This is a genomic window from Paracoccus sp. (in: a-proteobacteria), from assembly GCF_046289755.1.
Taxonomy (GTDB): Bacteria; Pseudomonadota; Alphaproteobacteria; order Rhodobacterales; family Rhodobacteraceae; genus Paracoccus.
Map to the genome: position 1 here is coordinate 1 of NZ_JBKBVD010000046.1, position 24444 is coordinate 24444.

Consider the following 24444-nt stretch of genomic DNA (forward strand, 5'->3'; position numbering starts at 1 on the left):
TCGCGCCAGTGCCGCGCGGTGTCGTCCTGCGCCATCCAGTAGTCACCCTGTTTCGCCCGATAGGGCGCGACGCTGAACAGATCGTGCCGCGACAGGATCTGCGTGCAGTCCGAATGCCGCGCGGCCAGCGTCACCTCGGGCAGGACCAGAACCGGGCGACAGGCGCGCAGCTCGGCGTAAAGGCCGGGCGGATCGTCCCGCATCAACCCGCGCACAAGCGGCCAGCGCAGGCTTTCGGGGGCGGCGTCGATCTGGTCAAGATGGCTCATGGCGGTCACTGCGTCTTGAGATATTCGATGATGGCAAGGCGCTGGTCGGGGTCCAGACCACCGGCGGGAAAGGCATGGCCGCCATTGCCGTTTCCGGGCAACCGCGTGTCAAAGCGGAACCGGCCCGGCGCATCGCCGCTTTCATAGCCCAGCCTGCGCAGGTCCAGCGCCCGCCCGCCGGTCCAGAACACCGCGCGGCGCTCCTCGGCGGGGGACAGCAGTTCATAGATCGTGGGCACGGACCCGTTGTGCAGATAGGGCCCGGTGGCCCAGACCCCGGCCAGCGGACCGGCCTTCAGATCGGTCAGGCGGGGCGCCCGGTAGGGAACCGGTTGCCCGTCCGGCCCGCGCCGGAAGCGATGGCCGTTCAGGGCGACGATCTCGGCCTGCGTCAGACCCGCCTCGCCCATCTTGCGCCGGACCGAGGCCTCGACGGCGCTTGCGAAAAAGCGCGGGGCAGGCACGATCGCCGCGCCCTCGAAGATCGGGGCCGTGGTCGCGTTTGTCGCGACGGCGCGGCCAAGCAGGTTCTGCATATAGGCGGGATCGGTCCCGACGGCGCGGTAATCGACACGGCCGATCCGGATAAAGGACTGCCCAAAGGCATTCTCGGCAGGGTCGGTGCGGGCATAGGGCGCCATATTGTGACAGCCTGCGCAAGTCTTGCCAAACAATGCCTCGCCCTCGGTCGCGCGCGCCTGATCAATCGGCCCCATGCGCGCCTCGTCCCAATTCGGCGGTTCAAGGATCTTCAGCCAGTCTTCCAGCTCGGCCAGTTCGCGCAGCAGGATCGTCGATGCGAATGCGTCGCCGCCGGCATCGGGGGCAATGTCGGTGCGCCCGAACACGCCCAGCACCTGCCCGCTGTTGCGGGCAATCGGGCTGGCCGCGATCGGGTTCCACTGCACGAATTCCAGATGCGGGGTCAGCCACAGCGCCGGATAGCTGGTCGGGGCGGCCACCGGATAGAGGTTGTCGGGCAGCTGCTGATCGCGCACCGCCAGCGAATTGACGATCTGCGTCAGCGCATCCACCCGGCCAAAGCCCGAGGCCAGCGCGGGCTTGCGCAGCACCGCGTCTGCGGTCAGCCGCATGTCGAATGCGGTCAGGTCGGCCCGCAGGCCGTCCAGCGTATCGTCCCCGGTCACGCCAAGCGTGTCGGCAAAGCGCGCAAACCGCGCAGGCTCCAGCCGCGTGCGCGAAACCGTGCGGGCCAGCGCCTGATAGAAGCTGTCGAAATCCAGCCGCGCGGGCGCGCCGTCGATCCGCAGGATTTCGCCGTTCACGTCGATATTTGCCGTGTGACAGGCCGCGCAGGTCAGCCCGATCTGGTTCCTGGCCGCCTCGACCGCGAATCCGACCGGATAGCCTTGCGGGTTCAGATCGGACGGGGCGCCGGGCGGGATGAAACCGAACTGCTCAAGATAGGCCGGATCACCGAACCGGCCCGCACCATCGGGCTGTTCCAGCGCGGCAAACCAGTCCGCCCGCATCATATGCGAGCCTTGCGGCGTGAAATAAAAGCTGTCGCGCAGATCCGGCGACCAGCCCTGCGAAAGATGCGTGACGGGTTCGGTGACGGGTTCTGCGGCAACAGGCGTGGCCGCCAGCGGCCAGATCGCCACCGCCGCACAGGCAGCCCGGACAGACCGGATCATCACGTCCCCCCTCTGAACGTCACAGGACAACACGGCGTGAGCGGCATCTGAAGGGGTGGCCGGATCGGCAGAGCTGCGCCAGCCGCAACCCTGTTCGGGCAAGCGTGATCGGAAACCCGGATTGTCATGCCGTTTCAATCAGCTTGGCCTGATCCTGGGCGCCGGTCAAGTGCCTTGACGCCGCCACAAGGCTGATCAGGATGCTCGCCCTCTGCGGCGTGGGCAACCGGCCCGGTCAGTCCGAAGGGGCGCCTGTCGCGCCCTGAGCCGCCCGCGATTGCGGAAGGACGCTTGCCGCCATCGCCGCCGCAGCGGTGCGCGACGACACGCCCAGCACGCGCAGCAGGGCCGAGACATGCACCCGCACGGTCGAAGGCGAGATCTCCAGCCTGCGCGCGATTTCCTTGTTCGTGCTGCCCTGAACGATCAGCGCCAGAACCTCGTATTGCCGCGATGTCAGCTGGCCCGCCTGCGCGGCCGTTCCGGTCCCCATGTCGGTTCCCATGCCGGCCGCAGTCAGGCCAGTGTCAGGGGCAGGACTGTCCGTCGCCAGCGCATGGTGCAGCGCGGCGGGGGCCATGACGATGACATCGGCCTCCGTGTCCAGATCGCGGATGATCCTGTTGATGCTGTCACTGACGGTCGGGCCGGTATCCGCGATGATGATCCGCAGCCGCGATGGCCAGTCGGGCACATCCTTCATGCGACTCTCCTCATGGTCGTTGCCGCTGCTGGCACATGCCCTCTAACGCGACATCTGACCCGCGGGTTTGTCGGCCCATCACGACGCAGCCAAGGCGCAGCCAAGGCCCCGACCCGTGCTGGCGCCCGCCGAGGTGGCGATACCGGGGCTTGAGGTCACCGAGCCGGTGTTCCGCGTCAAGGTCGCGCTGGCCCGCGACAGCGTCACCGCCTATGGCCAGCAGATGCCGGTGCAGCCGGGGATGCTGCTGTCGGCCAATATCGTGATCGACCGGCGGTCCTTGCCGGAATGGCTGCTGGACCCGCTCTATGCCGTGGGGCGGATGGGATGAGCATCGCCGGGCTGAACTTTCGCGGCCGCCCCCGCCTGCCCGAGATCCGCGCCGCCGAGGCCGCCGAATGCGGGCTGGCCTGCATGGCGATGGTCGGGCGCTATCATGGCCATGACATCGACCTGAACGGGCTGCGCCAGCGCTTTTCGCTGTCACTGACCGGGGCGACGCTGCGCAACCTGATGCAGCTGGCCGAAGGGCTGTCGCCGCGCCCGCTGCGGGTCGGGCTGGGGCTGGGGTTCGCCTTCTTTCCCGCCACCCGCCGCGCGACCGAGGAAAACACCGTCGCCATCGCCTCGGAACACACCCACCTGATCGAGACGGTGCGGGCCATGCCCACGATCAGGCTGATGGCGTTTCTGTCCTTTCGCCAGACCTTCAGCGACCGCGCCCTGTCGCTGGTGGGCGAGATCCTGCTGGACGGCCGCCCGGCCTCGCCCGATCTGTGGCGCGCATGGCGCGGGCGCATCGGCGTGGTGGCGCAGGATGATCAGCTGCTGTCGGGTTCGATCGCGGACAACATCGCCTTCTTCGATCCCGACATGGAGATGGAGCGCGTCGTGGCCGCCGCCGCCGCGCAGGTGCACGAGGACGTCGGGCGCATGCCGATGCAATCCCTGTCGCTGGCCGCCCGACATGGGCTCGGCCCTGTCGGGCGCCCCCCGGGGGGGGGGGCGCCGGGGGGGGGCCCCCCGCGACAGCGGGTGCTGCTGGCGCGCGCGCTGTATCGCCGCCCGCAACTGCTGCTGCTGGACGAGGGCACGGCCAATCCGGACCAGCAGACCGAGGCGGCGGTTGCCGACCTGATCGCCTCGCTGCCGGTCACCCGCATCGTGATCGCCCACCGGCCCGCCCTGATCGAACGCGCGACCCGGCAGCTGCGCTGCGGCGGCGGCAAGGTTCGGGAATTGCCGGTCTCTGCCCCACCCGTCCGCACCCCGCAACCAGCCGACCCGGCGCGATAAGCCGCGCCTCTCAGTCGGCGGCGCGCCACATGCGGAACCGGCCCTGCCCGGTCACCTCGCGGATCAGGCCCTGCCGTTCCATCCATGTCAGGTTTCGCTGCACCGCAGCACGGCTGGAGCCGGTCAGCGCCTCGGCCATGGGGGCCGAAACGAAGGGCCATTCGGTCAGCACCGCGCGCAGGGCGGGCGGGGTGCGGCCCGACAGCGGCGCCATCGCCGCACGGGCGCGCACCTCCCAGGCCTCAATGGCGTCCAGTTGCCGCATCGCGGTCAGGATCGCGCGCGCCATCCCGTCCAGCCACGGCGCCAGCCGCTCGGCGGGCGGCCCGCCCGCGCGCAGCCCCCCTGCCCCGCCGGTGACCAGCGGCGCAAAGACCGCGCCCTGCCCCTCGCTGGCGGCGATCCGGGCGGCGGTCACGGCGGCCTCGATCCGGTCGCCCTGCGGCCCCAGCCCCGCCAGCGCCCAGAGGTGATAGCCCATGCAGGCCCGCGTGATCGGATGCAGCGCATGCGCGGCGCCCATCAGGCCCAGCCAGCTGTCGGCCCGGTCGGAAAAGCGGTCGGCCTCGTCATCGGGATATTCGGGATCGTGCCGCCCCAGAAAATCCGCCAGCCCGGTTTCCGGCGACGGCCCCGCGGTCAGGCGCCGCACCGCCCAGGCCGCGCGCGCAAGGGCAGCCGTGTCCTCCTGCACCCCCGCCAGCCGCAAAGCCGTCCACAAGGCCAGCCGGTCGGGCGTGATCCGGTCGCCAAAGACCCAGCTGAGGTCAGCCGCCTCGATCAGCGCCAGCCGGTGCCGCCAGCCTTCGGGGCCGCGCCGCAACCGGTCATCCAGCGCCCCCAGCCGGCCCGCGACCCGCGCCAGACGCGCGGCCTCACCGGCCTCGGCCTGCTGCCAGCCGGCGATCAGCGCGGTCTCGTCAGGATGCGTGCGTGGTGCCGCACCGGGGCCGGGACTGGGGCCGGGCGGCAGATCGTCCGGCTCCTCGGCGGGCGGGCCCGGCAGGAACCACAGGTCCTCGGACGCGGCCTCTGCGGGCTCGTCCAGGGCCGGAACTTTGTCACGCGAGGACGGCGGCTTGTAAATCATCCGCTCACAATATCACGATTTCGCGCAGCACCAAAGCCCTTTGACCCGCCGGGGCCGCGCCTCAGCCCAGCAGCCGTTCCGCCGTCGCCTCGGAGGTGATCAACCCGTTCACCAGCCGCCCGCGCAGGGCGGCGCGGATCGCTGTCAGCTTGCCCTGCCCCGAGGCCATGGCGATGACCGGACGGTCCGCCGCGACCGGCAGCGGCGCCGAGGCGACGCGGGCGTTGAACGCACAATCAAGGATCTGCCCCTGCGCGTCATAGACCCAGCTGGTGATCTCTCCCGCGGCGCCCAGCCGGGTCAGCTCGGCCATCTCGGCGGCGCTGAGAAACCCGTCCACATGCAGCGGCGCATGCGCATCCATCTGCCCCACGCCCACCAGCGACAGATCGGCCCCGGCACACAGCCGCATGGTGTTCTGCGCCGCAGGCTGGGCCTGCATCGCGGCCAGCGCCTGCGGATCGGGCGCCATGACCGGCAGCGGATAGGGGTAATGCGGCGCGCCGATGCGCTCGGCCAGACGGATCGTCGCGTTATAGGGCGTGGCCGAGCCGTCCTCCATCATATTGCCCAGACGCGAGACGACGATGTGCTGCGGGCAGGCCATGCGCGGCACCTGTTCGACCATGGCGCGCAGATTGCGCCCGGTGCCCAGACTGACGATCCGCTGCTCGGGCGATTTCAGCACCCGTTCCAGAGCCGCGGCGGCGGCGATGGCCAGCCCGGCCAGCAGGTCCGGCGCCTCGGGGTCCGAGGGCACGACCTCGGCCATGTGCAGCCCATAGCGGTCGCTCAGCTGCGCCGCCAGATCCATGCAACGCCCGATCGGATGGTCCAGACGCACCTTGATCAGACGCTCGGCCACCGCCATGGCCACCAGCCGCTGCGCGCTCTGGCGGCTGACGCCCAGCTTGCGCGCGATCTCGTCCTGCGTGTTGCCCGCCACATAATACAGCCACCCGGCCCGCGCGGCATCGTCCAGCCGCGTGGCCTCGGGCGTGAACCGGACGGGGGGCTGGCTCATGCCACCGCCTCCAGCAGCGCGGCAAAGCGGGACCAGTCGTCAAAGCTGGTCACCCCCGCCGGGGCGGGCTGCCCGCGCAGATGCGCGCCCCCCGCGTAATGCAGCACCGCCATGCCTGCGGCCCGCGCCGCCTCCAGCCCCGGCGCGCTGTCCTCGATCACCAGCGCGCGGGCGGGCGAGGTGTTCATCTGCGCGGCCGCATACAGGAACAGATCCGGCGCAGGCTTGCCGCGCGCCACCTGCGAGGCGGTGAACACATGCGCCCCAAACCGCCCGTCCAGCCCCAGCAGCGCCAGCGTCCGCGCCACCCGCGGCGGGCTGGACGAGGTCGCCACGCAGATCCGCCGCGCCCCCAGCCCTGCCAGCATCTCCGAAAACCCCGGTGTCTCGCGCAGGCCGGTCCCGAACCGATCCAGCAGCCGGGCACGATAGCTGGCCTCGAAATCGGATGGCAGATCGCGGGCGAAACGATCCCGGATCGCGGCCGCCACCGTCGGAAAGCTGCGGCCCAGAAAATCGCGGCGCACGTCATCTGCGGTGATCGCGATGTCCAGCGCGGCCAGCTGCGCAATCAGCACCTCGGCCGACAGGATCTCACTGTCGGCAATCACGCCGTCGCAATCAAAGATGATCAGGTCCATCGCTGTCCCATACGCCCCTGCCCGTCGCCCTGTCCAGAGCCTCAGGGCGCCTCGATCCGGACCGACACGACCGAGGGGTCGGCCCGCCGCGCGGCAATCTGCAACCGCGCCATCAGATGCGTGCGCACATATGTTGCGTGAAACCGCGACGGCGCCGCCAGATGCAGCGCACCCCCCTGCCCGTCCGCCTGTTCGATCTGAACCAGCGGCGCGAACCAGGCATCGAAAACGACCGGGTCCTCGGCCTGAAGCGCCGCACAGACCACCCCCCACAGCCCGGCCTGTGCGGCTGCGGCGCCCTGCTTGCGGAACGGCACGACATTCGGGGCGGGTGCGGATTCGGACCGCCCGGTCATCCGCGCGACGTAATCCTCGCCGATATTGGGCCATGCGGGGCGTGTGTCCAGCGCGATCCGGTCCAGATCCAGCCCCAGAACCGAGACGCGGCCCCGCGCGCCCTGCCGCTTGACCGTCACCCAGCCAAGCGCCCGCAGCTGCGCCATGTCGCGCTTGACCGTCCGCTCGTCGACGCACCACAGCCGCGCAATCTCGCGCTGGCCCATGGTCAGTTCGTCGCGCTGCCAGTTGTAGCGGGTCGTGATCAGCGCCATCAGCCGCAGGACAAGCCGCTGCGGCCCCGGCCCGCTGGCCAGAGCATGCGCCATCAGCGCCGACAGGATGTCGTATTTCTTCGCCGCGGCTTCACGCCCGACGGGTCTGATCACCTGCATCACTGCTCCTGCCGGGTTGTCCCGGTCCTTGCCTTTGGTCCTGAACGAACCTTGCCTCTGCTGGCCGCTTTGGATCTTCCGCCCAACGCCTTTCACCAACCTTGTCGCATTAGCGTCCTGAATTGCGATTCTGTCAAGCAACTTGCGCCGTTGCGCGATGCAACGTTCGCAAACTCAAAGAAGAATCCGGTATCATTGGTATAGGGGGACGCCTTGAATGTCCCCTGTTCGGGCGCAGATGTCCCCCAATCCGCCCAGATTGCCCCGGTTCCGTCCCCCATTCCGGGGATTAGCGCGCCGGACGGGGCCTGCGGCACCCAGGGCGCGCAACGCACGCAGGACAGCCGATTCGCGCAACAGGCGCTGGATTGCTGTATTCTGTGCTTTCATTGAACAACGGTTTTGCCAAATGCGCAAATCAAGCGTAAAACAGCAAGCAGCAGGAATCTGCGTCCTTGAAAACAGGCACACCATGTATACGCATCAAGACCTCGCCCGGCTGCAGAGCCAGTCCCTCAAAATGCAGGGCTGGATCCGCCGCCAGACCTTCAGCCCCGCCAATGAAAAGACCCTGCGCCGCTTCTCCAGCTGGGAGGTGGCCGAGCTGATCTTTCGCATCAACCAGTCGACCTTTCGCGGCAAGCTGGCCGCCGACCCGAACCTTCCCCTTGGGGAAGTCGAGGAGGACGGCCGCCAGCGCTGGTTCAGCCTCGATGAGGTGAACGAGCTGCGCCGCCGCATTCGTATCAACAAGAAATCCCTGATGCCGCCCCGCCCCGAGGGCAAGCGCGCCTTTCGCGCCGCCATCGCCAATTTCAAGGGCGGCGCCGGCAAATCCACCGTCGCGCTGCATTTCGCCCATGCCGCCGCGCTGGACGGCTACCGGGTGCTGGTGGTCGATTTCGACCCGCAGGCGACGCTGTCGCATTCCATGGGCCTGACCGATGTCGGCGAGGATCACACCGTCTGGGGGATCATGGCGCGCGATCTGGAACGAGAGACCGACCGCATGAACGCCGCCGGTGCGGGCGCCGAATCGGGCACCGCCCTGCCCCAGCGCAAGCTGCCCGCCTCGATCCGCGACATGGGTCTGGGCTCGTTGCGGGTGTCCGATTTCATCAAGCCGACCGCCTGGCCCACCATCGACATCGTGCCCAGCTGCGCCAACGCCGCCTTTGTCGAATTCGCCAGCGCTCAGTATCGCCACCTGAACCCGGAATGGACGTTCTTTGGCGCCGTGTCGCGGTTTCTCGACAGTCTGGCCGACGATGCCTATGACCTGATCCTGTTCGACTGCCCGCCCGCGATCGGCTATCAGTCGATGAACGCGGTCTTTGCCGCCGACATGCTCTATATCCCGTCCGGCCCCGGCTATTGGGAATATGACAGCACGACCAGCTTTATCGGTCAGCTGGCCGAGGCGCTGGAGGATCTGTCGCACGGGTTTGAAAACTTCCCCACGGGGAAGATCAAACTGCCCAAGACCTTTTCCGATGTCCGCTTTCTGATGACCCGGTACGAGCCGTCGAACGAATTGCATCAGGCGATGTTCGGGGCCTTCCGGCAGGTCTTTGGCGACCGCGTGGCGCAGCACCCGATCGAACTGACACGCGCCGTCGAACAGTCGGGCCGCTTCCTCAGCTCGATCTATGAAATCGACTATCGCGAGATGACGCGCGGCACCTGGCGCCGGGCGCGCGCGACATTCGATCAGGCCTATGAGGAATTCCGCGGTCACGTCCTGACCGCCTGGACGCAGCAGGAGGAGGTGGCATGAGCCGCAAGCGACGGATGTTCGACATCGACATCCCCGAGGAAGAAACCCCGGACATCCCCGCGGGGAAGGTCGAGGCGCGGCGCGGCCCGATGGCCGCCGCGATCAGCGAGACCGCCGAAAGCACCCGCGACCGCGCCCGGATCGAGGCACAGATCCGGGCCGAAAACGACGCGCTGGCGCAGGAACATGTGCGGCTGAAACGGGCGGGGCTGATCACCGATCTGATCCCGCTGGACGCCATCGACACGCAAAAGCTGATCCGCGACCGCCGCCCGGTGGCCGATTTCGAACTGGCCGAGCTGGTGTCCTCGATCCGCGACATCGGGTTGTCGAACCCGATCCGGGTCGAGCCTGCCGGTGACGGCCGCTATGAGCTGATCCAGGGTTGGCGGCGTCTGTCGGCCTATCGGCAGCTGCTGGACGAGACCGGCGATACGGATGCCTGGGGCCGGATTCCGGCCGGGATCGCGGCGCGCGGCGATGCGCTGGAGGATCTGTACCGGCGCATGGTCGATGAGAATCTGGTGCGCAAGGACATCTCGTTTGCCGAGATGGCGCAGCTGGCGCTGCACTATGCGATGGACCCGCTGACCGCCGAACATGACGCGGAAAAGGCGGTGGCGATCCTGTTCAAATCGGCGGGCTATCAGAAGCGCAGCTATATCCGCAACTTCATTCCGCTGGTCGACCGGCTGGGCGAGACGCTGATGTATCCGCAGGAAATCCCGCGTGCGCTGGGGCTGGCGCTGGCCTCGAAACTGGCCGAGGTGCCGGGGCTGGCGGCGGCGATCAAGTCAGAGCTGCGCGACTGGGACACGCGCTCGATCACCGATGAACTGGCGGTGCTGCGGCGCTATGCCGGGCAGGGCGCCGATGCGGGGGCGCCCGAGACGGCCAAGGCGGCACCCGACGCGCAGCCTGCGGCGACGGCCAAGGCCAAGACCACATTCCAGCTGACGCGCGCGCAGGGCAGCGCCAAATGCACCGCCGCGAACGGGCGGCTGGAAATCCGGCTGGCGCGCGATTTCTCGACCGTGGACCGGCGGCGGCTGGAATCGGCGGTGGCCGCGATGCTGGATCAGATCGAATAGCCTTCCCCACGGGGAAGGTCGTGCATGGCGGCGGGGCGAGGGCTCGGCCGCCATTTTCATGCGTCGGGAAGACGACAGCAGCCAAGGCCACAGGTAATGCGCATTATGGTGAGATAACGCGCATAAGGGGGGCAGGAGGATTGACAGGTCCGGGTTGCGCAGGCGGTCAGGCTGACCCGGCAGACCGCCGCTGTGGCCATCATCCTGCCGCAGGATCGCGGCATCGGACGGCGCAGCCCCTGCACAAAAAGAGATGTTGCCTGCGCGCATCCGTGCGGTTCACAATGAATTGAACTGCACAATCCTTCGGTCACTCTGGCGACAGGTTTTTCGATGAAACGTAGTCTTGCCGTACTGCTGTGCCTTGCGCCGCTTCAGCCCGCACTGGCGCAGATCTCGCTTGAGGAGCTGAATGCCGAAGTCGGCAAGCGGGTCGAGACATTGTCCACTTTCGATGATGCCCTGGCGGATTCCGATCCGCGCAAGGCGCTGGCCGCGATGCAGATCATGATCGAGCGGGGGGATGCCGATCAGCGGCGGATGGCGATCCGCTCGGGGCTGTATTCGACCGATCTGGCGATGCGTGCGACGGTGCTGCGGGCGATCCTGAACAGCGCGCCCAACCTGATTTTCGAGATCAGACCCGTCGGTGACGAGGTGAACCAGTATTACGGGCGCGCGGTCGGAACCTTTTCCGGGACATTGAAGCCGGACAATTCGGCCAGCGTGATCCGCAAGGTCGGCAAATGGGACGCGGAAAAGCAATGCTGGGACGACTCGACGGGGCATGGCCGCTGCATCGTCACGCTGAATGCCGATGTGGTCAGCGTGTTTCTGGATAGCTGGGCGCAGCTGCGGCTGGACAATACCGGCAGGCTGACCGGGCCTGCGAACTTTTCGCAGACGCCGGTGGAGCTGACCATCTCACTGGCTGAATAGCGCGCCGGGGCAGGGGGGTGTCGGGGCAGCGGGTATCGGGCGGCAGGGGGCTATTCGATCGTCACGCTGTCGATGCGGACCGGCCCGTCGCCCCAGCCCGACCGGACCTCGATCTGCAGACGGCGCGCATGGGTGGCGCCGCGGCGCAGGTCCAGCGGCTCATCGGGGACCATGTCGCGGGGCGAGCGGAAGGCACGCCAGCGGTCGACGCCGTCAGACGAGGTGTCGATCTTCACATCCACCAGCTTGGGCGACACGCTGGTGGCCCCGTCGGCCCGCGAGGTCAGCACGACACGCGACACCTCGCGGACGGCATCGGCCTCGAAGGTCAGGGTGACGGGCTGGGAGCGGGTCACCGGCGCGATGAAGGGCGCGGTGCCCGCGACCATCGCATCTGCCGCGAACCGGCTGTCAACGGGCTGCGGCGCCCATTCGACCAGCCGGAACCCCGACAGGGTCGGCGGCGCCGGATCGGGCAGGGGGGTCTCGCATCCGGCGGGGTCGGTGCAGCCCTCGTCTTCGTACCAGTCCTCGACCACGCGGCGCAGGCGGTCGTGGATCTCGTCCATGCGCAGCACATAGGCGTTCTGCCGGTCGCCGGCCTCGGTGATCATGCCAAGCGGCGTCTGGCCGTCGAACACGAACGACCCCGAGGTGCCGGCGGCGAAATAGCGCGTCTCATCCGCGTCGGGTGCGATCTGGAAATGGGTGAAGGTGGTGGTGGTGATCTGCGCGCGGATCGTCTCGACCGAGCCGTCCTGATAGCGCACGACGGTGACCGGCTGGCCTGCCGCCGGATCGACCGCGCGCGGCAGCGCCGACCAGTCGGCACCGCAATCGGCGGCAAGCGAGCCCGCCACGACGCCAAGCGACAGGTCCAGCGCGGCGTCGGCCCGGTGGATGACGCGGCCGGTGCCGATGCCCGAAGGGTCGCGCGCCGCCAGCGGGAACGGACCCCGGCCATGCACATGGGTCGGCAGGATCACATAGCAGACGCCGCTTTTCTGAAACAGAAAGCCGTTGCCGGTTTCGGCGCCGATGCGGACGGGCCGTGCATCGGTCTGCACCGGAGCGGCGGTAACAAGTAGCGCGATGGCGAGGTTTTTGATATGTTTCACAGATATGGTCATCATGTCGGAAGCAGCCCTATGACGCATCGGTTTTGCCTTGTGGCCATTGGCGCGGCCGTCCTGTCGGGGCCGATACTGGCACAGGAGCCTCTGACGCCAAACAGTTTTGAAGAGCATTTGTATGAACGCGCGAAGGTTTCGGGCGGGCTGGTCGTGGGGGCGATGTTCTCGCCCGACCGGCTGGAGCGGGGCAGGCCGGTGCTGGAGGCGGTTCTGCCTGCCGCAGGGCAGGGGGCCGAGATGGCGTGTCTGCGGGTGACCAGCCGGGATGGCAGGTATGAATCCGCCAGCACGTTTTCACTGGCGGGCACGGTGCGGACCAGGGCGGTCACATTCGCGCATCCGACGAAGCACTCCGATGTGCTGCGCCGGACGCCGACCGTCGCGCGGATGAACCTGGGCGGCTGCGATCATGACGAGCCGGTCATTCCGGTCATCTGGGCCGATGCCTCTGCCCGCACGGCTTCTGCGCTGACCTTTTATGTCAACACTGCCGGGGCCGATACGGTCGTGGCCTATGAAACCGCCTCGGGCGAGGTCGTGGCCCGCTGTGCGCAGATCGAGGAATCCGAAGGCATCAAGTACACGGCCGCCTGTCCGGTCGATGCCGACCGCCTGCCGCGCGACCGGCTGGTCACGCTGTATTTCGATGTGACGCGCAACAGGGTCGTCGAGACCTACGAGGTCGAGGTGACGCTTGCGGCGCAGTAGAGGGTCGCGGCGCCGGTTGCGCGCCGCGCGGTGGGCGGGCCGCATCGGCGCGCTGATCCTGACGGCGGTGCTGCTGTCCCTGCTGCTGTCGTGGCTGATCGAGACGTGGCAGAAGCGGACGGTGATCGTGGGCGCGTCCTCGTCGCGGGTGTCGCTGACCGTGCGCGAGGATCAGGCGCTGTTCATGCTGGGCGAGGCGGTGCTGTGCCTGCCGCGCGCCACGCCGCGCCGCCCGCGCGATTATCCGATGGTGATGACCTGCGATGAGGGGGCGTGGTTCGCGGTCCGCCCCGGCGATGCGCTGCCGCCCGCCTCCGAGGTTCCGGGGGCGGGGTGGCCCGAGGGCAGCATCTGGCCCCGGACGGTGGTTCTGGACCCGCCGCCGGGCACCAGGATCGACTTTGAGATCGTCGACGACTATGCCGAGATCCGCTTTGCCGCCCTTCCTGACGGGCTGCGCCAGATGCCGGGGGTGGTGGCGCAGGCGCGGATGATCATGCCCACCGCCGCGATGCAGGATCGCGGGCGCTATCTGGTCCGGGCCGAGCTGGAGCTGGGGACGCCGCCGGGCACGTCGCAGCGCGGCTATGTCAAATCGGGCGACATCACCTTTCGCGCCGCGACCACGCTGACCTTTGGCTGGGAGGGTCGCGCCAATATCCTGCTGCGCGAGGACCGGATTCCGGTCGGGGGCCATGTCAAGTTCGTCGACATGCGCGACAGGACGGCGAACCCGATGAATGTGCAGGTGATCGCCAATGCAAGCGATGGCAGTTTCGACGTTCAGGCCGTCAACGTACGGGCCCCCACTGCCGCGATCCTGCAATATGTCGGGACCGAGCCGTTGCGGCTGGTGCCGTTGTGGATGGATCTGATCATCAAGGACCCGTTCATTTCGCTGCTGTCGGTGCTGGCCGGTCTGATGGGGTTCGGCGCGCTGGCCAATTTCGGGCGCAGGCGTGATCGACAGGGGCGCGCGCGCTAGCGGAACACGCGTTTCAGCACCGGGATCTGCGCGCCGATGAGGGCGATGGCCGATGAGACCGCCAGCGCCAGCACGGCCACCAGAAGGCCCCCGGTGAAACTGTCCGGCCCCAGCAGCGCCGTCACCTGCCGCAGCACCACCAGATGAACGGCATAGATGCCCAGAGAGCAGGCGCCGACACGGCGGGCCGCCGAGGCGATGGCCGGGGACCGGATGTCGAAGCTGAGAAACACCAGCGTCGCGCCAAGGCCGAAGGGCAGCGTTCCGACCAGAAAATCGTGGCGCGTCATGCCGGTGCCATAGGCCGCGTAAAGGACGAAGGCCTCCGCGGCAGTGATCAGGGCGCCAAGGCCCAGCACCGCGATGCCGGACCAGAGCGTCGGCCGGATCGTCCCGATGCGGATCAGATGGCCGAGCGTCACAAAGATCAGCCCGAAGAACGGCCCGTTGCGGCTGTTCACGTCAAGCTGCCGGTCGATGGACAGCAGGTCCAGAACCGCAGCGCTGTAAGACCCGAGCGCAAGTCCCGTCAGATAGAGCAGCACGGACAGGATGATCAGCCCCCGGACCGCGCCCGCATAGATGAAGGCCGCCGCGATCGACAGGCAGATCCCCAGCGAGGGCAGGAACCACAGATGAAACCCCGGACCGCCGACGAGCAGTTTGGAGATGTTGCGCAGGCCGTCGAAATGGATCGACGGGTCCTCGGCGATGGCCAGATAGAAGAGGCACCAGAAGACAAAGACCGGAAACAGCCTTTTGAAGTACCGCGCCGTGGTCGCGAACCAGCGCCCGGTCAGGGGCATGAAATAGCCCGAGATGATGAAGAAGAACGGCACCGCCCACCGCGCCGCCTGATCGAACAGGTCAGACATATAGCCGGCGCTGCCATAGCTGGCGGCCTCCTGATGCAACAGGATGACGGCGAAGCAGGCGGTGATCCGGCCGATCTCGATCCCGGAATGCCGGGTCGATCCGGTCTGCGCCGATGCGGGCAGGGCAGAGGGGGGCAGGGCAATCATCCCGGCGCCGGGCCTGGTGTTCAGCATCGTTAAACTCCGACCAATTGACACGGGACTCACTATATCAGCGGCAGGCAAAGGGTGAGTGGTTTTTGTATGTGCATGGGTGCTGGTCCGGGGCTGTGGCCAGAAAGGCGCGTGCGGCCCCCGGCGTGAAACAGAGGCCGGGACCGGGGAGAGATGGGATCGGTTCATTTCTAAGATGCTGATAATCATATTTAAATAAATAAAAAAGAACCAAGCGTTCTTTTTTATTTACAGAAGAAACCTGACCTCCTAACGTTGGCTTACGCAATGGAGGCAGAGCATGAACACACAGACGCCGCGACGTTTGGCATTCAACTTTCTTGTCGTCGTCATCTTTGCCTTCATGCTGCTGCCGGTCGTTGCGGTCAGCTATGTCAGCTTTTTCGACAGCCAGTTCCTGACCTTTCCGCCCGAGGGCTATACGCTGAAATGGTTCGCCAATGTCTTCAGCCAGCGCGCCTTCGTGGAGGGGTTTGTCACCAGCGCCAAGATCGCGTTTCTGGCGATGGTCGTGGGCGTCTCGGTCGGGCTGGCGATTGCGGTCGCGCTGACCCGGTTCGATTTTCCCGGCAAGGGCGTGATCATGAACATCATGCTGGCGCCGCTGCTGGTGCCGGGCATCGTCATCGGAACGGCGCTGTATGTGTTCTTCATCCAGATGTCGATCATCTGGCAATGGGATGCGCTGTCCTCGCTGACCGGGCTGGTGCTGGCGCATATCACGCTGACGATCCCGTGGTCGGTCCGGCTGATCGTGTCCTCGATGGGGATGCTGGACCGCTCGGTCGAAGAGGCGGCGCGCAATCTGGGCGCCTCGGCCTGGACCACCTTCTGGCGGATCACCCTGCCGCGGGCGCGGGCCGGGATCGTGGCCGCCAGCATGTTTTCCTTCATCGTCAGCTTCGAGAATCTTGAGGTCTCGGTCCTGCTGGTCACGCCGGGACAGACCACGCTGCCCATCGCCATGCTGGAATATCTGGAATGGCAGATGGACCCGACGCTTGCTGCGGCAAGCACCCTGCAAATCCTGGTGATCGGAACCCTGCTGCTGGTGACGGATCGCTTTGTCAAACTTTCGCGGATCGTATGAACATGGCCGAGTTGCAAATATCAGCCCTGAGAAAGTCTTATGGCACCTTTACGGCCCTGAACGGGGTGGATCTGGAGGTCGGGGCCTCTGAACTGGTGGCGCTGCTGGGGCCTTCGGGCTGTGGCAAGACCACGATCCTGCGATCCATCGCGGGGTTCATTCCGGTCACCTCGGGGCAGATCACCATCAACGGCAAGGATGTCACCCATCTGGCGCCGCAGCGGCGCAACACCGGGATGGTGTTTCAGAACTATGCGCTGTTTCCGCATATGACGGTCGAGCAGAACGTGGGCTTTGGTCTGGAAATGCGCAAGATCGCGCGCGACGAGATCAGGCGGCGCGTGGCCGAGGCGCTGGATCTGGTGTCGCTGTCGGCCTTTGCGCAGCGGATGCCGCAGGCCCTGTCGGGCGGGCAGCAACAGCGCGTGGCCGTCGCCCGTGCGCTGGTCGTGCAGCCCGACGTGTTCCTGCTGGACGAGCCGTTGTCGAACCTGGATGCCAAGCTGCGTCAGAGCGTGGGCATGCAGCTGCGCGCCCTGCAGACGCGGCTGGGGCTGACCACGGTGTTCGTGACCCATGACCAGAAAGAGGCGCTGATGATGGCCGACCGGCTGGTCATCATGCGCAATGGCCGGATCGTCCAGCAGGGCGATACGCAGCATCTCTATGCGCATCCGGCCACGCGGTTTGTGGCGGATTTTCTGGGGGCGGCGAATGTGCTGCCGGGGCGCATCCACCCCGAAGGGTTCGAGATCGGGGGCGGCACGCTGGTGCGCTGCGACACCGGCAAGGCCCGGCCCGACATGGTCCTGTCGGTGCGCCCCGAGAATGTCGTTCTGTCCCCGGCGGCGGGCGAGCATGCCAACAGCTTTACCGGCACGGTGCAGGCGGTGACCTATCTGGGTGGGCTGGTCGAGGTCGAGGTGGTCCTGCCCGGCGGCGCCGTCGTGACCGCGCATCACCCCAACCGGATCGGCACCCGCCCCGTTCCCGACATCGGCAGCGACGTGACGGTCGGGTGGCACCCCGAGGCGACGCAGATCCTTGTCGACGATCTTTAGGCTTTGACGACCGAAGATAACAAGAACCAGCATGGGAGATTATCTGATGGACAAGACATTCGGAATCGGGCGCCGCAGCCTGTTGCAGGGCATGACGGGTCTGGCGGCGGCGGGCCTGTGGCCCGGCGCGCTGCGGGCGCAGGACCGCTCGCTGATCGTGGCAAGCTGGGGCGGCGACTATGCCCGCCTGCTGGAACAGCATGTCGCGCCGCGGCTGGCCGCCGCGCATGATCTGGGCTTTACGCTGGACACCAGCGACAGCGGCGCGCGCAAGACCAAGGTGACGACCGCCGCGCGGCTGCGCCGGGCCGCCTCGGATGTGGCGTTCTTCAACGACCGCGACATGTTCCAGATGAACGCGATGGGGACGATGGTGGCCGTGGACGAGCTGGGCTTGTCGCGCGCCGATGACGTGCTGCCCAGCCTGCGCACGCCCTATTCGATCCCGCAGATCTACAGCGGCATGGTGATCGTCTACGATCCGGCGCAGGTCGCGACCCCGCCCACCAGCGTCAGGGATCTGTGGGCGGCAGAGTATCGCAACCGCATCGGGTTTTCCGACATCCTGTTCACGCCGATCATCATGCTGTCGGCGATTGCCCATGGCGGCACGGCCACGGATTTCGCCCCCGGCATCGAGGCGCTGGATGACCTGAAGCGCACGCATGCGCCGCAGGTCTATTCTTCGAACGAGGCGATCGCCAATGCGTTCCACGCGCAGGAAATCAGCGCCACGCTGATGTGGAAGGCGCGCGCCTATCAGTGGCAGAAGGCGGGGCTGTCGGTGCAGACGGTCGTGCCCGCCGAGGGCATCCTGCCCGTCACCTTCGAGGCAGGCGTGGCCACATTGTCGACTCGCAAAGAGGCCGCGGCGGCGTTTCTGGACACGCTGCTGGAGCCCGAGGCGCAGCTGGCCTTTGCGCAGGACATGGGCTACCTGCCCACGACCCGCACGGCGCAGCTGTCCGATGAGATGCGCGCCCGGCTTGGCTTTACCCAGGCCGAAGAGGACAACTTCAACATCCCCGATTACGAATATGTCTCGCGCAGCATCTCGGACCACCTTGCGTGGTGGAACCAGTCGTTCAAGGCATGAGCATGGCACGCGGTGGCGCCCGCATCAGAACGGCGGGGGCGGCGACAGGTCTGTTGCTGCCCGGCCTTCTGCTGATTTTCGGATGCCTGTTCATCCCCCTTGTGACGCTGTTTCGCTACAGCTTCAAGGAATACGACCCGATGCTGATGATGCGGGACGTGTTCACGCTGGAGAACTATGCCCGCTTCTTTGCCGAGCCCTATTATCAGGGCGTGATGGTCAACACGCTTTATGTCGCGCTGACATCGACGATCATCACGGCGGTGCTGGCCTTTCCGGTCGCCTATTTTCTGGCCCGCACGAAAAGCCGGTTCAAAAGCCTGCTGGTGATCAGCGTCGTGTTTCCGCTGATGATCGGCAATGTGGTGCGCGCGGCAGGCTGGATCGCGCTGTTCGGCTCGCGCGGGATCATCAATGTCACCCTGCTGAAGATGGGGCTGATCGACCAGCCGCTGCAGATCCTGAACACCGATTTCGCGGTGATCGTCGGCACGGTGTCGGTGGTGCTGCCCTTCATGATCCTCAGCCTGCAAAGCGCCATCGAGAATGTCGATTTCTCGGTCGTCGATGCCGCGCTCAATCTGGGGGCCAGCCGCAGTCAGGCCTTTGTGCGGGTGTTTTTCCCGATCGTCCTGCCGGGGGTCATCACCGGCTTTGTGCTGGTCTTCATCCTGTGCATGAACGCCTATGCGACGCCGTTCCTGCTGGGCGGGCCGGGATACCGGATGATGGCGCCGGTTCTGTATAACGAGATCACGACCGTGGCGAACTGGCCCTTTGGCTCGGCCATCGCCTTCATCCTGATGACGGTGACGATCGTGGTGACTGTCGCCATGACCCGGCTGATCGGCAAGACCCGGCCAGTCCGGAAACCCTACTGAAATATCGGAGACTGCAATGGCGTTCCTGTCAAAAGACGTGTTCGACTACCGGCATGCGGCACTGCGCGGCATGATGGACCGCAAAAGCCTGGATGCGGTGATCCTGTTCGATGTCGATTCCGAGTTCTATACGAACTGGATCGTGGATGTGCGCCCCTGGGAACGCCCCATCGCCGTCGTGATCCCGCGCGATGGCGAGATGTTCGCGGTGCTGCATTCGCTGTCCACCCATCACCTGCGCTTTGCGCTGGAACGCGGCAGCAGCTGGCTGTCGGATGTCGTGTTCTATTACGAACATCAGCGCGCGGGCGTGCCGCTTTATCCCGAATTCGACGCCGTGGTCGCGGACCGGCTGCGCGACAAGGGCCTGCATGGCGCGCGTCTGGGCTATGACAGCGCGGGCGAGCGGATGGGCCGGATCATCCGGCATCTGGGCGGCGGTCAGGCCGTGCCGGTGGCCGGGGATCTGCAACCGCTGCGTTTCGTGAAGCATGACGAGGAAATCGCGCTGATGCGCGAGGCGGCCGCGATTTCCGACTGGGTGCAGGACCGCTATCGCGAGAATATCCGGGCAGGGCGCCTGATTCAGGAACTGGATGTCGAGATGCACCGGCAGGCCGTGGTCGAATCCGCCCGCCGCTTTCCCGGCCAGAACTGCGAATGGCGCATCTATACGCTGCGCGGCGGGCATTCCGCCTCGCCGCACGGGAACGGCGCGCAGACCGGCGCCATGATCGAGACGGGCGACGGGCTGGTCAATATCGTGATCCCGCGCCTGAACGGCGTCACGGTCGAGAATGAGCGGATCTTTTTCTGCGGCCGCCCCTCGGACGTGCAGGAGCGGGCCTTTGACACCGCCCTGCGCGCCAATCTGGCCGCGATCGACGCGATGCGACCCGGCAACCCGGTCTGCCAGATCGACAATGCCGCGCGCATGGTCATCGAGGCGGATGGCTATGGCGATCACATCTTTCACCGCACCGGCCACGGCGTCGGCATGCGCGGCCACGAATACCCCGCCGACACCGCCTTCAACACCCGCCCGCTGCGCCGGAACGAGGTCTATTCCGCCGAACCGGGCATCTATATCTGGGATGTGGGTGGGTTTCGTGTCGATGATACCGTCGTGGTCGCGGACCCGCCCGAGGTGCTGACGCAGGCGCCCAAGGATATTGTTTCCCAGACAATCCTCTGATCTGATAGGACACCCTGCCGGGGCATTGGAAGACATGACGGACGACGAGAATTCCGCGCGCAGTGAAACGCGCCAATATAAAAAGTCCGCCGCCATGCGTCGCCTGATCTGCGAGGCGACCCTGTCTGCCCTGGCAGAGCTGGGCTATGAGCGCACGACGATGGACGTGATCTCCAAGCGGGCCGGCGTGTCCAAGGGCGCCATCACGCATCAGTTCGGGTCGCGCGATGCGGTTCTGACGGCGGCGTTCCGGCACCTGATCGCGCTGTGGCACGATGAGCGCCGCGAGCATGCCGAGGCACAGACGGGCCGGGGCCGGATGACTGCGGATGAGTTCTGCGATTATCTGTGGGGGGCGTTCTTCTCGCGCCCCGATTACATCGCGTCGCTGGAACTGATGCTGGCGGCGCGGATGAATCCCGACCTGAAGCAAAGCCTGTCGGTGGTGTCGCGGGAATGGCAGCCGATCCGGGACCGGCTGTCCTGCGGGCTGCTGGGGCTGGACCCGGACGATCCGCGCGCGCTGAGCTTTCTGCACGTGAACCTGGCGTTCCTGCGCGGGCTGGCGGTTCATGCGCCCTATGATTCACCGGATCAGCTGTCGCGGCTTCTGTCCTACTGGAAAGAGATGGTGGCCGCGCCGCTGCGGGACCTGCGGCAGGCGGATGGCGCGGGCACGCAGGATGCGCCCGCGCCGTGACCTGATGCACGGGCGCGCGGTTCAGTCGCCGCTGACAGAGGCCCAGCCCTGCGACTGTTCCGAGGACCACATCGCATCAATCACCCGCATGTTGCGCCGCGCGTCGCGCAGGTCATAGGGGTCATCGGCCCCCGACAGGCACAGATCGGCGAAGGCTTCGGCCTGCGCGGTGTACTGATTGACCGGGCCGAATCGTTCGACCGTCGGCGCATTGCCCTTCAGGACCGTGCCGTCGTCGATCAGCAACAGCGCCTCGCGGTCGGGCGGCTGGTTGAAGGGCACCGGCAGCGAGACGCGCCCTGTCGTGCCGATGATCTGCACATCCTGACTGCGCACCAACTGCGTGGCGCAGGTGAACAGCAGGCGGCGGCCCTCGGGAAAGGCGATGATCGCGCTGGTCAGGCGGTCGGTGCCAAAGACCGGGTCGCGATCGACCTCGGCCACGACGCGCAGGGGTTCGCAGCCAAAGATGAACCGGCCCACCGCCACCGCATAGCAGCCGACATCGTTCAGCGCGCCGCCGCCGATCGCCAGCTGATTTCGCACATTCGCGGGGTCGCGGTTGTCATAGCAGAAGCTGACATGGATGGCGCGGACCTGCCCCAGCGCGCCGGTCTGCGCCAGTTCGCGCGCGCGCAGCCATTGCGGGTGGTCGCGGATCATGAACGCCTCGCGCACCTTTTTGCCGCTGCGCTGGCAGGCGTCGGTCAGGGTCGCGGCCTCGGCCGCGCTCAGCGCGATGGGTTTTTCGCACAGCACATGCTTGCCCGCCTCCAGCGCGCGCAGGGTCCAGGGCACATGCAGATGGTTGGGCAGCGGGTTATAGATGATGTCGATGGCCGGATCGGCCAGCAACTCGTCGTAGCTGCCATAGGCGGTCGCGATCCCCAGCCGCTGCGCCACCGCCGCCGCCTGCGCGCCATCGCGCGAGGAGATGGCCCCGACGACCAGCCTGTCGCTTTGCAGCAGGGCCGGGATCACCTGATTGACGGCGATATTGGCCGTGCTCAGCACGCCCCAGACGCTTTTCCTCATCTCTGCCATGATTGCCTGTTCCTCTCTTCTGTCAGTCACGGGTCGGGCCGAGGGTAGCGCGGGCGGCCGCCGATGCGAAGCCTTGGGCGGGCGCGGTCAGGCCCAGTTGCGGCACAGCATCAGCCGGGCCTCCAGCCCTTCGGGCGCGCGGTGAAATTCCAGCCGCCCGCCATGCTGCGCCGCGATGGTCGAGACGATGGCAAGGCCCAGCCCCACGCCGGGGGCGGCCCCGGCATTGCCGCCGCGCTGGAACGCCCCGGTCAGGCGGGTCAGATCGGCCCCGGTCAGCACCGAGCCGCGATCGGTGACGGTGATCCACGCCTCATCGGCATCGCCGCCGGTCAGCACCACCGCCTCGCGCCCGTATTTCAGCGCATTGTCGATCAGGTTCGACAGCGCCCGGCGCAGCGCGGTGGGCTGGCCCCGCATCAGCAGCACATGGCCGTCCGTCGCCGCGCGGCTGGAGGGGCGCGAGAACAGCGTGCCCGCCTGCGCCGGGCGCGGCGGCGCGGCGCGCAGCGTCACCTTCAGGCCCACATCCTGATAATCGGCCACCACCGCCCCCGCCAGAGAGGACAGCGACAGCTGGCGGAACGGCTCGGCCCCGATCTCGGCGCGGGTATAGGTCAGCACGCCGTCGATCATGGTCGTCATCTCGTCGATGTCGCGCCCTAGCCGCGCGCGCAGACCGGCATCCTCGATCAGGGCGGTGCGCAGGCGCAGGCGGGTGGCGGGCGTGCCCAGATCGTGACTGACCCCCGACAGGACCAGCGCCCGGTTTTCCAGCGCGGCGCGGTCCTGCGCCATATAGGCGTTCACGGCCTGCGCGGTCTGGCGCAGCTCCAGCACGCCGCCTTCGGGCAGGGGCGCGCTGCGGGCGCGGTGATCGGCCAGCGCGCGGGCGAATGCCGTGAACGCGCCCGAGACCCCGGTCACCCAGCCCAGCAACAGCGCCAGCGCCGCCAGACCGACCGCCCCGGCCAGCAGGCGCCGGTCGGGCGGCGCCGCCTCGCAGCCCCAGACCGCCGCGCCGTCCACCGCCAGCCACGGACCCTCGCCCGATTGCACGAACAGGCGCGGCTGGCTGCAATACTGCGCCAGCGTCCGCGTGACCGAAGCCAGCCCCGCCGCCTGCGAGGCGCCGCCGAAGCTTTGCACGCCCGCCACCGGATACTGGATGTCGGGCGACTGGATGCGGATCTGGAGGCGGCTGCCGCGCGGCAGGTCCGGGCGCCCGCCGCCGGTCAGCGTCAGCAGCGTCTGCCGCCAGCCCGCAGGCAGGGCAGGGGGATCGGCGCGGGGGATCATCCGCAGGCCCGGCGGCAGCATCGAGCCGTTCTCGACGCTGTCATGCAGCGCCAGCCCGGCGATATAGGCGCGGTCCAGATGCCCCCGCCATGCCGCGTCGCTGGCCATCCACAGCCAGACGGCCAGCCCGCCCGCCAGCATGGCCAGCCCCACCCACAGGCTGCCCAGCACGCGCAGGCTAGGGATCATCGCGCGCCACCTCGGCGGTCAGCACATAGCCGGTGCCGCGTTCGGTGCGGATCAGCCCGGCCTCGGTCTTGTGGCGCAACCGGCCCACCAGCATGTCGATGGCGCGGCCCCCTGCCGCCCCGCCTGCCACCGCGCCTGCGGGCTCGTCATCATCCAGCGCGGCAGCGATTTCCTCGCGCGTCAGCGGGATCAGCGGATTGGCCAGAAACACCCGCAACAGCGCGGTTTCGCGCGAGGACAGCGACACCTGCCAGCCGCCGGGCGCCGTCACCTCGTCGCGCCGCGCGTCATAGCGCCAGCCGCCAAAGCGCAGCACGCTGTCGCGCTTGCGATGCGACAGGCTGGGCGCGCGATGTGCCCGGCGCAGCACCGCGCGGATGCGCGCCAGCAGCAGGTCGGGGTTGAAGGGCTTGGCGATATAGTCATCGGCGCCGACCTCGTATCCGGCCATGCGCTGATGGTCGGCGGACAGGGCGCTGACCATGATGACCGGCACGTCCTGCGCCTCGCGGATCTCGGCGCAGATCGCCACGCCGTTGTCGTCGCCCAGAGACACGTCCAGCAGGATCAGATCGACCCGCGCACCCGCCAGCGCCGCCAGCGCCCCCGCGCGGCTGGCGGCTGTGGTGACGTGAAAGCCGTGGCGTTGCAGATAGGCGGCCAGCATGGCGGCCATATCGGCATCATCCTCGACCAGCAATAGGCGGTGCAGGCTCATGGCGGGCTCCTTGGGGGCAGGCAATAGCATCGCCGCGCGGGTTGTGTAACAGCTTGTAACGTAACGGCGCAAAATCT

General features: G+C 67.4%; 25 protein-coding genes. 13 read left to right on the plus strand and 12 right to left on the minus strand.

The annotated features are described in order from the left end of the window. The 3 genes from ACK41U_RS15145 to ACK41U_RS15155 all read right to left on the minus strand — a co-directional run. Positions 1-269 (minus strand): hypothetical protein (locus ACK41U_RS15145; protein ID WP_409681748.1); only part of this gene is annotated, 269 nt, incomplete at its 3' end. Between the two features lie 5 nt (positions 270-274). Beyond that, positions 275-1927 carry a di-heme-cytochrome C peroxidase gene (locus ACK41U_RS15150; RefSeq protein WP_409681750.1) on the minus strand — a complete coding sequence of 551 codons (1653 nt, stop codon included), beginning with the start codon at positions 1925-1927 and terminating at the stop codon, positions 275-277. A 235-nt stretch (positions 1928-2162) separates the two neighbouring features. Next, entirely contained in the window at positions 2163-2630 is a 468-nt protein-coding gene (locus tag ACK41U_RS15155) for a response regulator transcription factor (RefSeq protein WP_409681752.1), read from the minus strand. Positions 2631-2745: 115 nt separating this feature from the next. Between ACK41U_RS15155 and ACK41U_RS15160 the strand changes: the two genes are divergently transcribed. Further along, on the plus strand, positions 2746-2961 hold the full coding sequence (locus ACK41U_RS15160) for a hypothetical protein (RefSeq protein ID WP_409681753.1): 216 nt from the start codon (positions 2746-2748) through the stop codon (positions 2959-2961). Next, positions 2958-3926, plus strand: coding sequence for an ATP-binding cassette domain-containing protein (locus tag ACK41U_RS15165; protein ID WP_409681754.1), 969 nt, complete (start codon positions 2958-2960; stop codon positions 3924-3926). Before ACK41U_RS15160 ends, ACK41U_RS15165 begins: the two co-directional genes overlap by 4 nt. 10 nt (positions 3927-3936) lie before the next feature. On the opposite strand, the gene ACK41U_RS15170 is transcribed toward ACK41U_RS15165, so the two are convergent. From ACK41U_RS15170 to ACK41U_RS15185, 4 genes are all read right to left on the minus strand, one after another. After that, a complete protein-coding gene (locus ACK41U_RS15170) occupies positions 3937-5016 on the minus strand; it encodes a hypothetical protein (RefSeq protein WP_409681756.1) in 1080 nt (359 codons plus the stop codon). 61 nt (positions 5017-5077) lie between these two features. Further along, complete coding sequence (locus ACK41U_RS15175; protein WP_409681758.1) at positions 5078-6040, minus strand: sugar-binding transcriptional regulator; 963 nt, start codon at positions 6038-6040, stop codon at positions 5078-5080. Further along, positions 6037-6681, minus strand: a complete 645-nt coding sequence (locus ACK41U_RS15180; protein ID WP_409681759.1) for an HAD family hydrolase — start codon at positions 6679-6681, stop codon at positions 6037-6039. The genes ACK41U_RS15175 and ACK41U_RS15180 overlap by 4 nt, the downstream gene beginning before the upstream one ends. Positions 6682-6722: 41 nt before the next feature. Beyond that, positions 6723-7412 (minus strand): DnaA N-terminal domain-containing protein, encoded by a 690-nt coding sequence (locus tag ACK41U_RS15185; RefSeq protein ID WP_409681761.1) that lies wholly within the window; start codon positions 7410-7412, stop codon positions 6723-6725. A 472-nt stretch (positions 7413-7884) separates the two neighbouring features. Between ACK41U_RS15185 and ACK41U_RS15190 the strand changes: the two genes are divergently transcribed. The 3 genes from ACK41U_RS15190 (at position 7885) to ACK41U_RS15200 (ending at position 11219) form a co-directional block, all read left to right on the plus strand. Next, complete coding sequence (locus ACK41U_RS15190) at positions 7885-9189, plus strand: AAA family ATPase (protein ID WP_409681763.1); 1305 nt, start codon at positions 7885-7887, stop codon at positions 9187-9189. Beyond that, positions 9186-10280, plus strand: coding sequence for a ParB/RepB/Spo0J family partition protein (locus ACK41U_RS15195; RefSeq protein ID WP_409681765.1), 1095 nt, complete (start codon positions 9186-9188; stop codon positions 10278-10280). The genes ACK41U_RS15190 and ACK41U_RS15195 overlap by 4 nt, the downstream gene beginning before the upstream one ends. A gap of 333 nt (positions 10281-10613) precedes the next feature. Further along, positions 10614-11219 carry a hypothetical protein gene (locus ACK41U_RS15200; RefSeq protein ID WP_409681767.1) on the plus strand — a complete coding sequence of 202 codons (606 nt, stop codon included), beginning with the start codon at positions 10614-10616 and terminating at the stop codon, positions 11217-11219. Between the two features lie 50 nt (positions 11220-11269). Here ACK41U_RS15200 and ACK41U_RS15205 read toward each other — a convergent pair whose 3' ends face one another. Then, positions 11270-12337 carry a hypothetical protein gene (locus ACK41U_RS15205; RefSeq protein WP_409681769.1) on the minus strand — a complete coding sequence of 356 codons (1068 nt, stop codon included), beginning with the start codon at positions 12335-12337 and terminating at the stop codon, positions 11270-11272. A 30-nt stretch (positions 12338-12367) separates the two neighbouring features. Here ACK41U_RS15205 and ACK41U_RS15210 point away from each other — a divergent pair, with 30 nt between their 5' ends. Both ACK41U_RS15210 and ACK41U_RS15215 read left to right on the plus strand, forming a co-directional pair. Beyond that, entirely contained in the window at positions 12368-13060 is a 693-nt protein-coding gene (locus tag ACK41U_RS15210; protein ID WP_409681771.1) for a hypothetical protein, read from the plus strand. Continuing rightward, positions 13047-14045, plus strand: a complete 999-nt coding sequence (locus ACK41U_RS15215; RefSeq protein ID WP_409681773.1) for a hypothetical protein — start codon at positions 13047-13049, stop codon at positions 14043-14045. The genes ACK41U_RS15210 and ACK41U_RS15215 overlap by 14 nt, the downstream gene beginning before the upstream one ends. Here the strand turns inward: ACK41U_RS15215 and ACK41U_RS15220 are convergent. Then, complete coding sequence (locus tag ACK41U_RS15220; protein WP_409681775.1) at positions 14042-15094, minus strand: acyltransferase; 1053 nt, start codon at positions 15092-15094, stop codon at positions 14042-14044. The genes ACK41U_RS15215 and ACK41U_RS15220 overlap by 4 nt on opposite strands. 280 nt (positions 15095-15374) lie before the next feature. On the opposite strand from ACK41U_RS15220, the gene ACK41U_RS15225 reads away from it, so the two are divergent. The 6 genes from ACK41U_RS15225 to ACK41U_RS15250 all read left to right on the plus strand — a co-directional run bounded on the left by ACK41U_RS15225 (position 15375) and on the right by ACK41U_RS15250 (position 21117). Beyond that, positions 15375-16184 carry an ABC transporter permease gene (locus ACK41U_RS15225; RefSeq protein WP_409681777.1) on the plus strand — a complete coding sequence of 270 codons (810 nt, stop codon included), beginning with the start codon at positions 15375-15377 and terminating at the stop codon, positions 16182-16184. 2 nt (positions 16185-16186) lie between these two features. Then, positions 16187-17245 (plus strand): ABC transporter ATP-binding protein, encoded by a 1059-nt coding sequence (locus ACK41U_RS15230; RefSeq protein WP_409681779.1) that lies wholly within the window; start codon positions 16187-16189, stop codon positions 17243-17245. A 31-nt stretch (positions 17246-17276) separates the two neighbouring features. Then, a complete protein-coding gene (locus tag ACK41U_RS15235) occupies positions 17277-18341 on the plus strand; it encodes an extracellular solute-binding protein (RefSeq protein WP_409681781.1) in 1065 nt (354 codons plus the stop codon). 2 nt (positions 18342-18343) lie between these two features. Continuing rightward, the gene (locus tag ACK41U_RS15240) at positions 18344-19222 is read left to right on the plus strand and encodes an ABC transporter permease (RefSeq protein ID WP_409681783.1); all 879 of its coding nucleotides are present in this window, start codon (positions 18344-18346) and stop codon (positions 19220-19222) included. A gap of 16 nt (positions 19223-19238) precedes the next feature. Further along, complete coding sequence (locus ACK41U_RS15245; protein WP_409681785.1) at positions 19239-20417, plus strand: M24 family metallopeptidase; 1179 nt, start codon at positions 19239-19241, stop codon at positions 20415-20417. Positions 20418-20511: 94 nt separating this feature from the next. Beyond that, the gene (locus ACK41U_RS15250) at positions 20512-21117 is read left to right on the plus strand and encodes a TetR/AcrR family transcriptional regulator (protein ID WP_409681787.1); all 606 of its coding nucleotides are present in this window, start codon (positions 20512-20514) and stop codon (positions 21115-21117) included. Positions 21118-21138: 21 nt separating this feature from the next. Here the strand turns inward: ACK41U_RS15250 and ACK41U_RS15255 are convergent, their stop codons facing one another. From ACK41U_RS15255 to ACK41U_RS15265, 3 genes are all read right to left on the minus strand, one after another. Next, positions 21139-22161 carry a Gfo/Idh/MocA family protein gene (locus ACK41U_RS15255; protein ID WP_409681789.1) on the minus strand — a complete coding sequence of 341 codons (1023 nt, stop codon included), beginning with the start codon at positions 22159-22161 and terminating at the stop codon, positions 21139-21141. An 87-nt stretch (positions 22162-22248) separates the two neighbouring features. Next, the gene (locus tag ACK41U_RS15260; protein WP_409681791.1) at positions 22249-23649 is read right to left on the minus strand and encodes an ATP-binding protein; all 1401 of its coding nucleotides are present in this window, start codon (positions 23647-23649) and stop codon (positions 22249-22251) included. Then, on the minus strand, positions 23639-24367 hold the full coding sequence (locus tag ACK41U_RS15265; protein ID WP_409681793.1) for a response regulator transcription factor: 729 nt from the start codon (positions 24365-24367) through the stop codon (positions 23639-23641). Before ACK41U_RS15265 ends, ACK41U_RS15260 begins: the two co-directional genes overlap by 11 nt. Positions 24368-24444 lie beyond the last annotated feature (77 nt).

Excerpts from the sequence above, each read along its gene's own strand:
- ACK41U_RS15245 (WP_409681785.1), top strand. The coding sequence starts at position 19,239 with ATGGCGTTCCTGTCAAAAGACGTGTTCGACTACCGGCATGCGGCACTG.
- ACK41U_RS15235 (WP_409681781.1), top strand. The coding sequence starts at position 17,277 with ATGGGAGATTATCTGATGGACAAGACATTCGGAATCGGGCGCCGCAGC.
- ACK41U_RS15190 (WP_409681763.1), top strand. The coding sequence starts at position 7,885 with ATGTATACGCATCAAGACCTCGCCCGGCTGCAGAGCCAGTCCCTCAAA.
- ACK41U_RS15255 (WP_409681789.1), bottom strand. The coding sequence starts at position 22,161 with ATGGCAGAGATGAGGAAAAGCGTCTGGGGCGTGCTGAGCACGGCCAAT.
- ACK41U_RS15150 (WP_409681750.1), bottom strand. The coding sequence starts at position 1,927 with ATGATCCGGTCTGTCCGGGCTGCCTGTGCGGCGGTGGCGATCTGGCCG.
- ACK41U_RS15170 (WP_409681756.1), bottom strand. The coding sequence starts at position 5,016 with ATGATTTACAAGCCGCCGTCCTCGCGTGACAAAGTTCCGGCCCTGGAC.
- ACK41U_RS15260 (WP_409681791.1), bottom strand. The coding sequence starts at position 23,649 with ATGATCCCTAGCCTGCGCGTGCTGGGCAGCCTGTGGGTGGGGCTGGCC.
- ACK41U_RS15185 (WP_409681761.1), bottom strand. The coding sequence starts at position 7,412 with ATGCAGGTGATCAGACCCGTCGGGCGTGAAGCCGCGGCGAAGAAATAC.
- ACK41U_RS15240 (WP_409681783.1), top strand. The coding sequence starts at position 18,344 with ATGGCACGCGGTGGCGCCCGCATCAGAACGGCGGGGGCGGCGACAGGT.
- ACK41U_RS15155 (WP_409681752.1), bottom strand. The coding sequence starts at position 2,630 with ATGAAGGATGTGCCCGACTGGCCATCGCGGCTGCGGATCATCATCGCG.
- ACK41U_RS15265 (WP_409681793.1), bottom strand. The coding sequence starts at position 24,367 with ATGAGCCTGCACCGCCTATTGCTGGTCGAGGATGATGCCGATATGGCC.
- ACK41U_RS15195 (WP_409681765.1), top strand. The coding sequence starts at position 9,186 with ATGAGCCGCAAGCGACGGATGTTCGACATCGACATCCCCGAGGAAGAA.
- ACK41U_RS15225 (WP_409681777.1), top strand. The coding sequence starts at position 15,375 with ATGAACACACAGACGCCGCGACGTTTGGCATTCAACTTTCTTGTCGTC.
- ACK41U_RS15220 (WP_409681775.1), bottom strand. The coding sequence starts at position 15,094 with ATGCTGAACACCAGGCCCGGCGCCGGGATGATTGCCCTGCCCCCCTCT.
- ACK41U_RS15165 (WP_409681754.1), top strand. The coding sequence starts at position 2,958 with ATGAGCATCGCCGGGCTGAACTTTCGCGGCCGCCCCCGCCTGCCCGAG.
- ACK41U_RS15250 (WP_409681787.1), top strand. The coding sequence starts at position 20,512 with ATGCGTCGCCTGATCTGCGAGGCGACCCTGTCTGCCCTGGCAGAGCTG.
- ACK41U_RS15200 (WP_409681767.1), top strand. The coding sequence starts at position 10,614 with ATGAAACGTAGTCTTGCCGTACTGCTGTGCCTTGCGCCGCTTCAGCCC.
- ACK41U_RS15230 (WP_409681779.1), top strand. The coding sequence starts at position 16,187 with ATGGCCGAGTTGCAAATATCAGCCCTGAGAAAGTCTTATGGCACCTTT.
- ACK41U_RS15180 (WP_409681759.1), bottom strand. The coding sequence starts at position 6,681 with ATGGACCTGATCATCTTTGATTGCGACGGCGTGATTGCCGACAGTGAG.
- ACK41U_RS15175 (WP_409681758.1), bottom strand. The coding sequence starts at position 6,040 with ATGAGCCAGCCCCCCGTCCGGTTCACGCCCGAGGCCACGCGGCTGGAC.
- ACK41U_RS15210 (WP_409681771.1), top strand. The coding sequence starts at position 12,368 with ATGACGCATCGGTTTTGCCTTGTGGCCATTGGCGCGGCCGTCCTGTCG.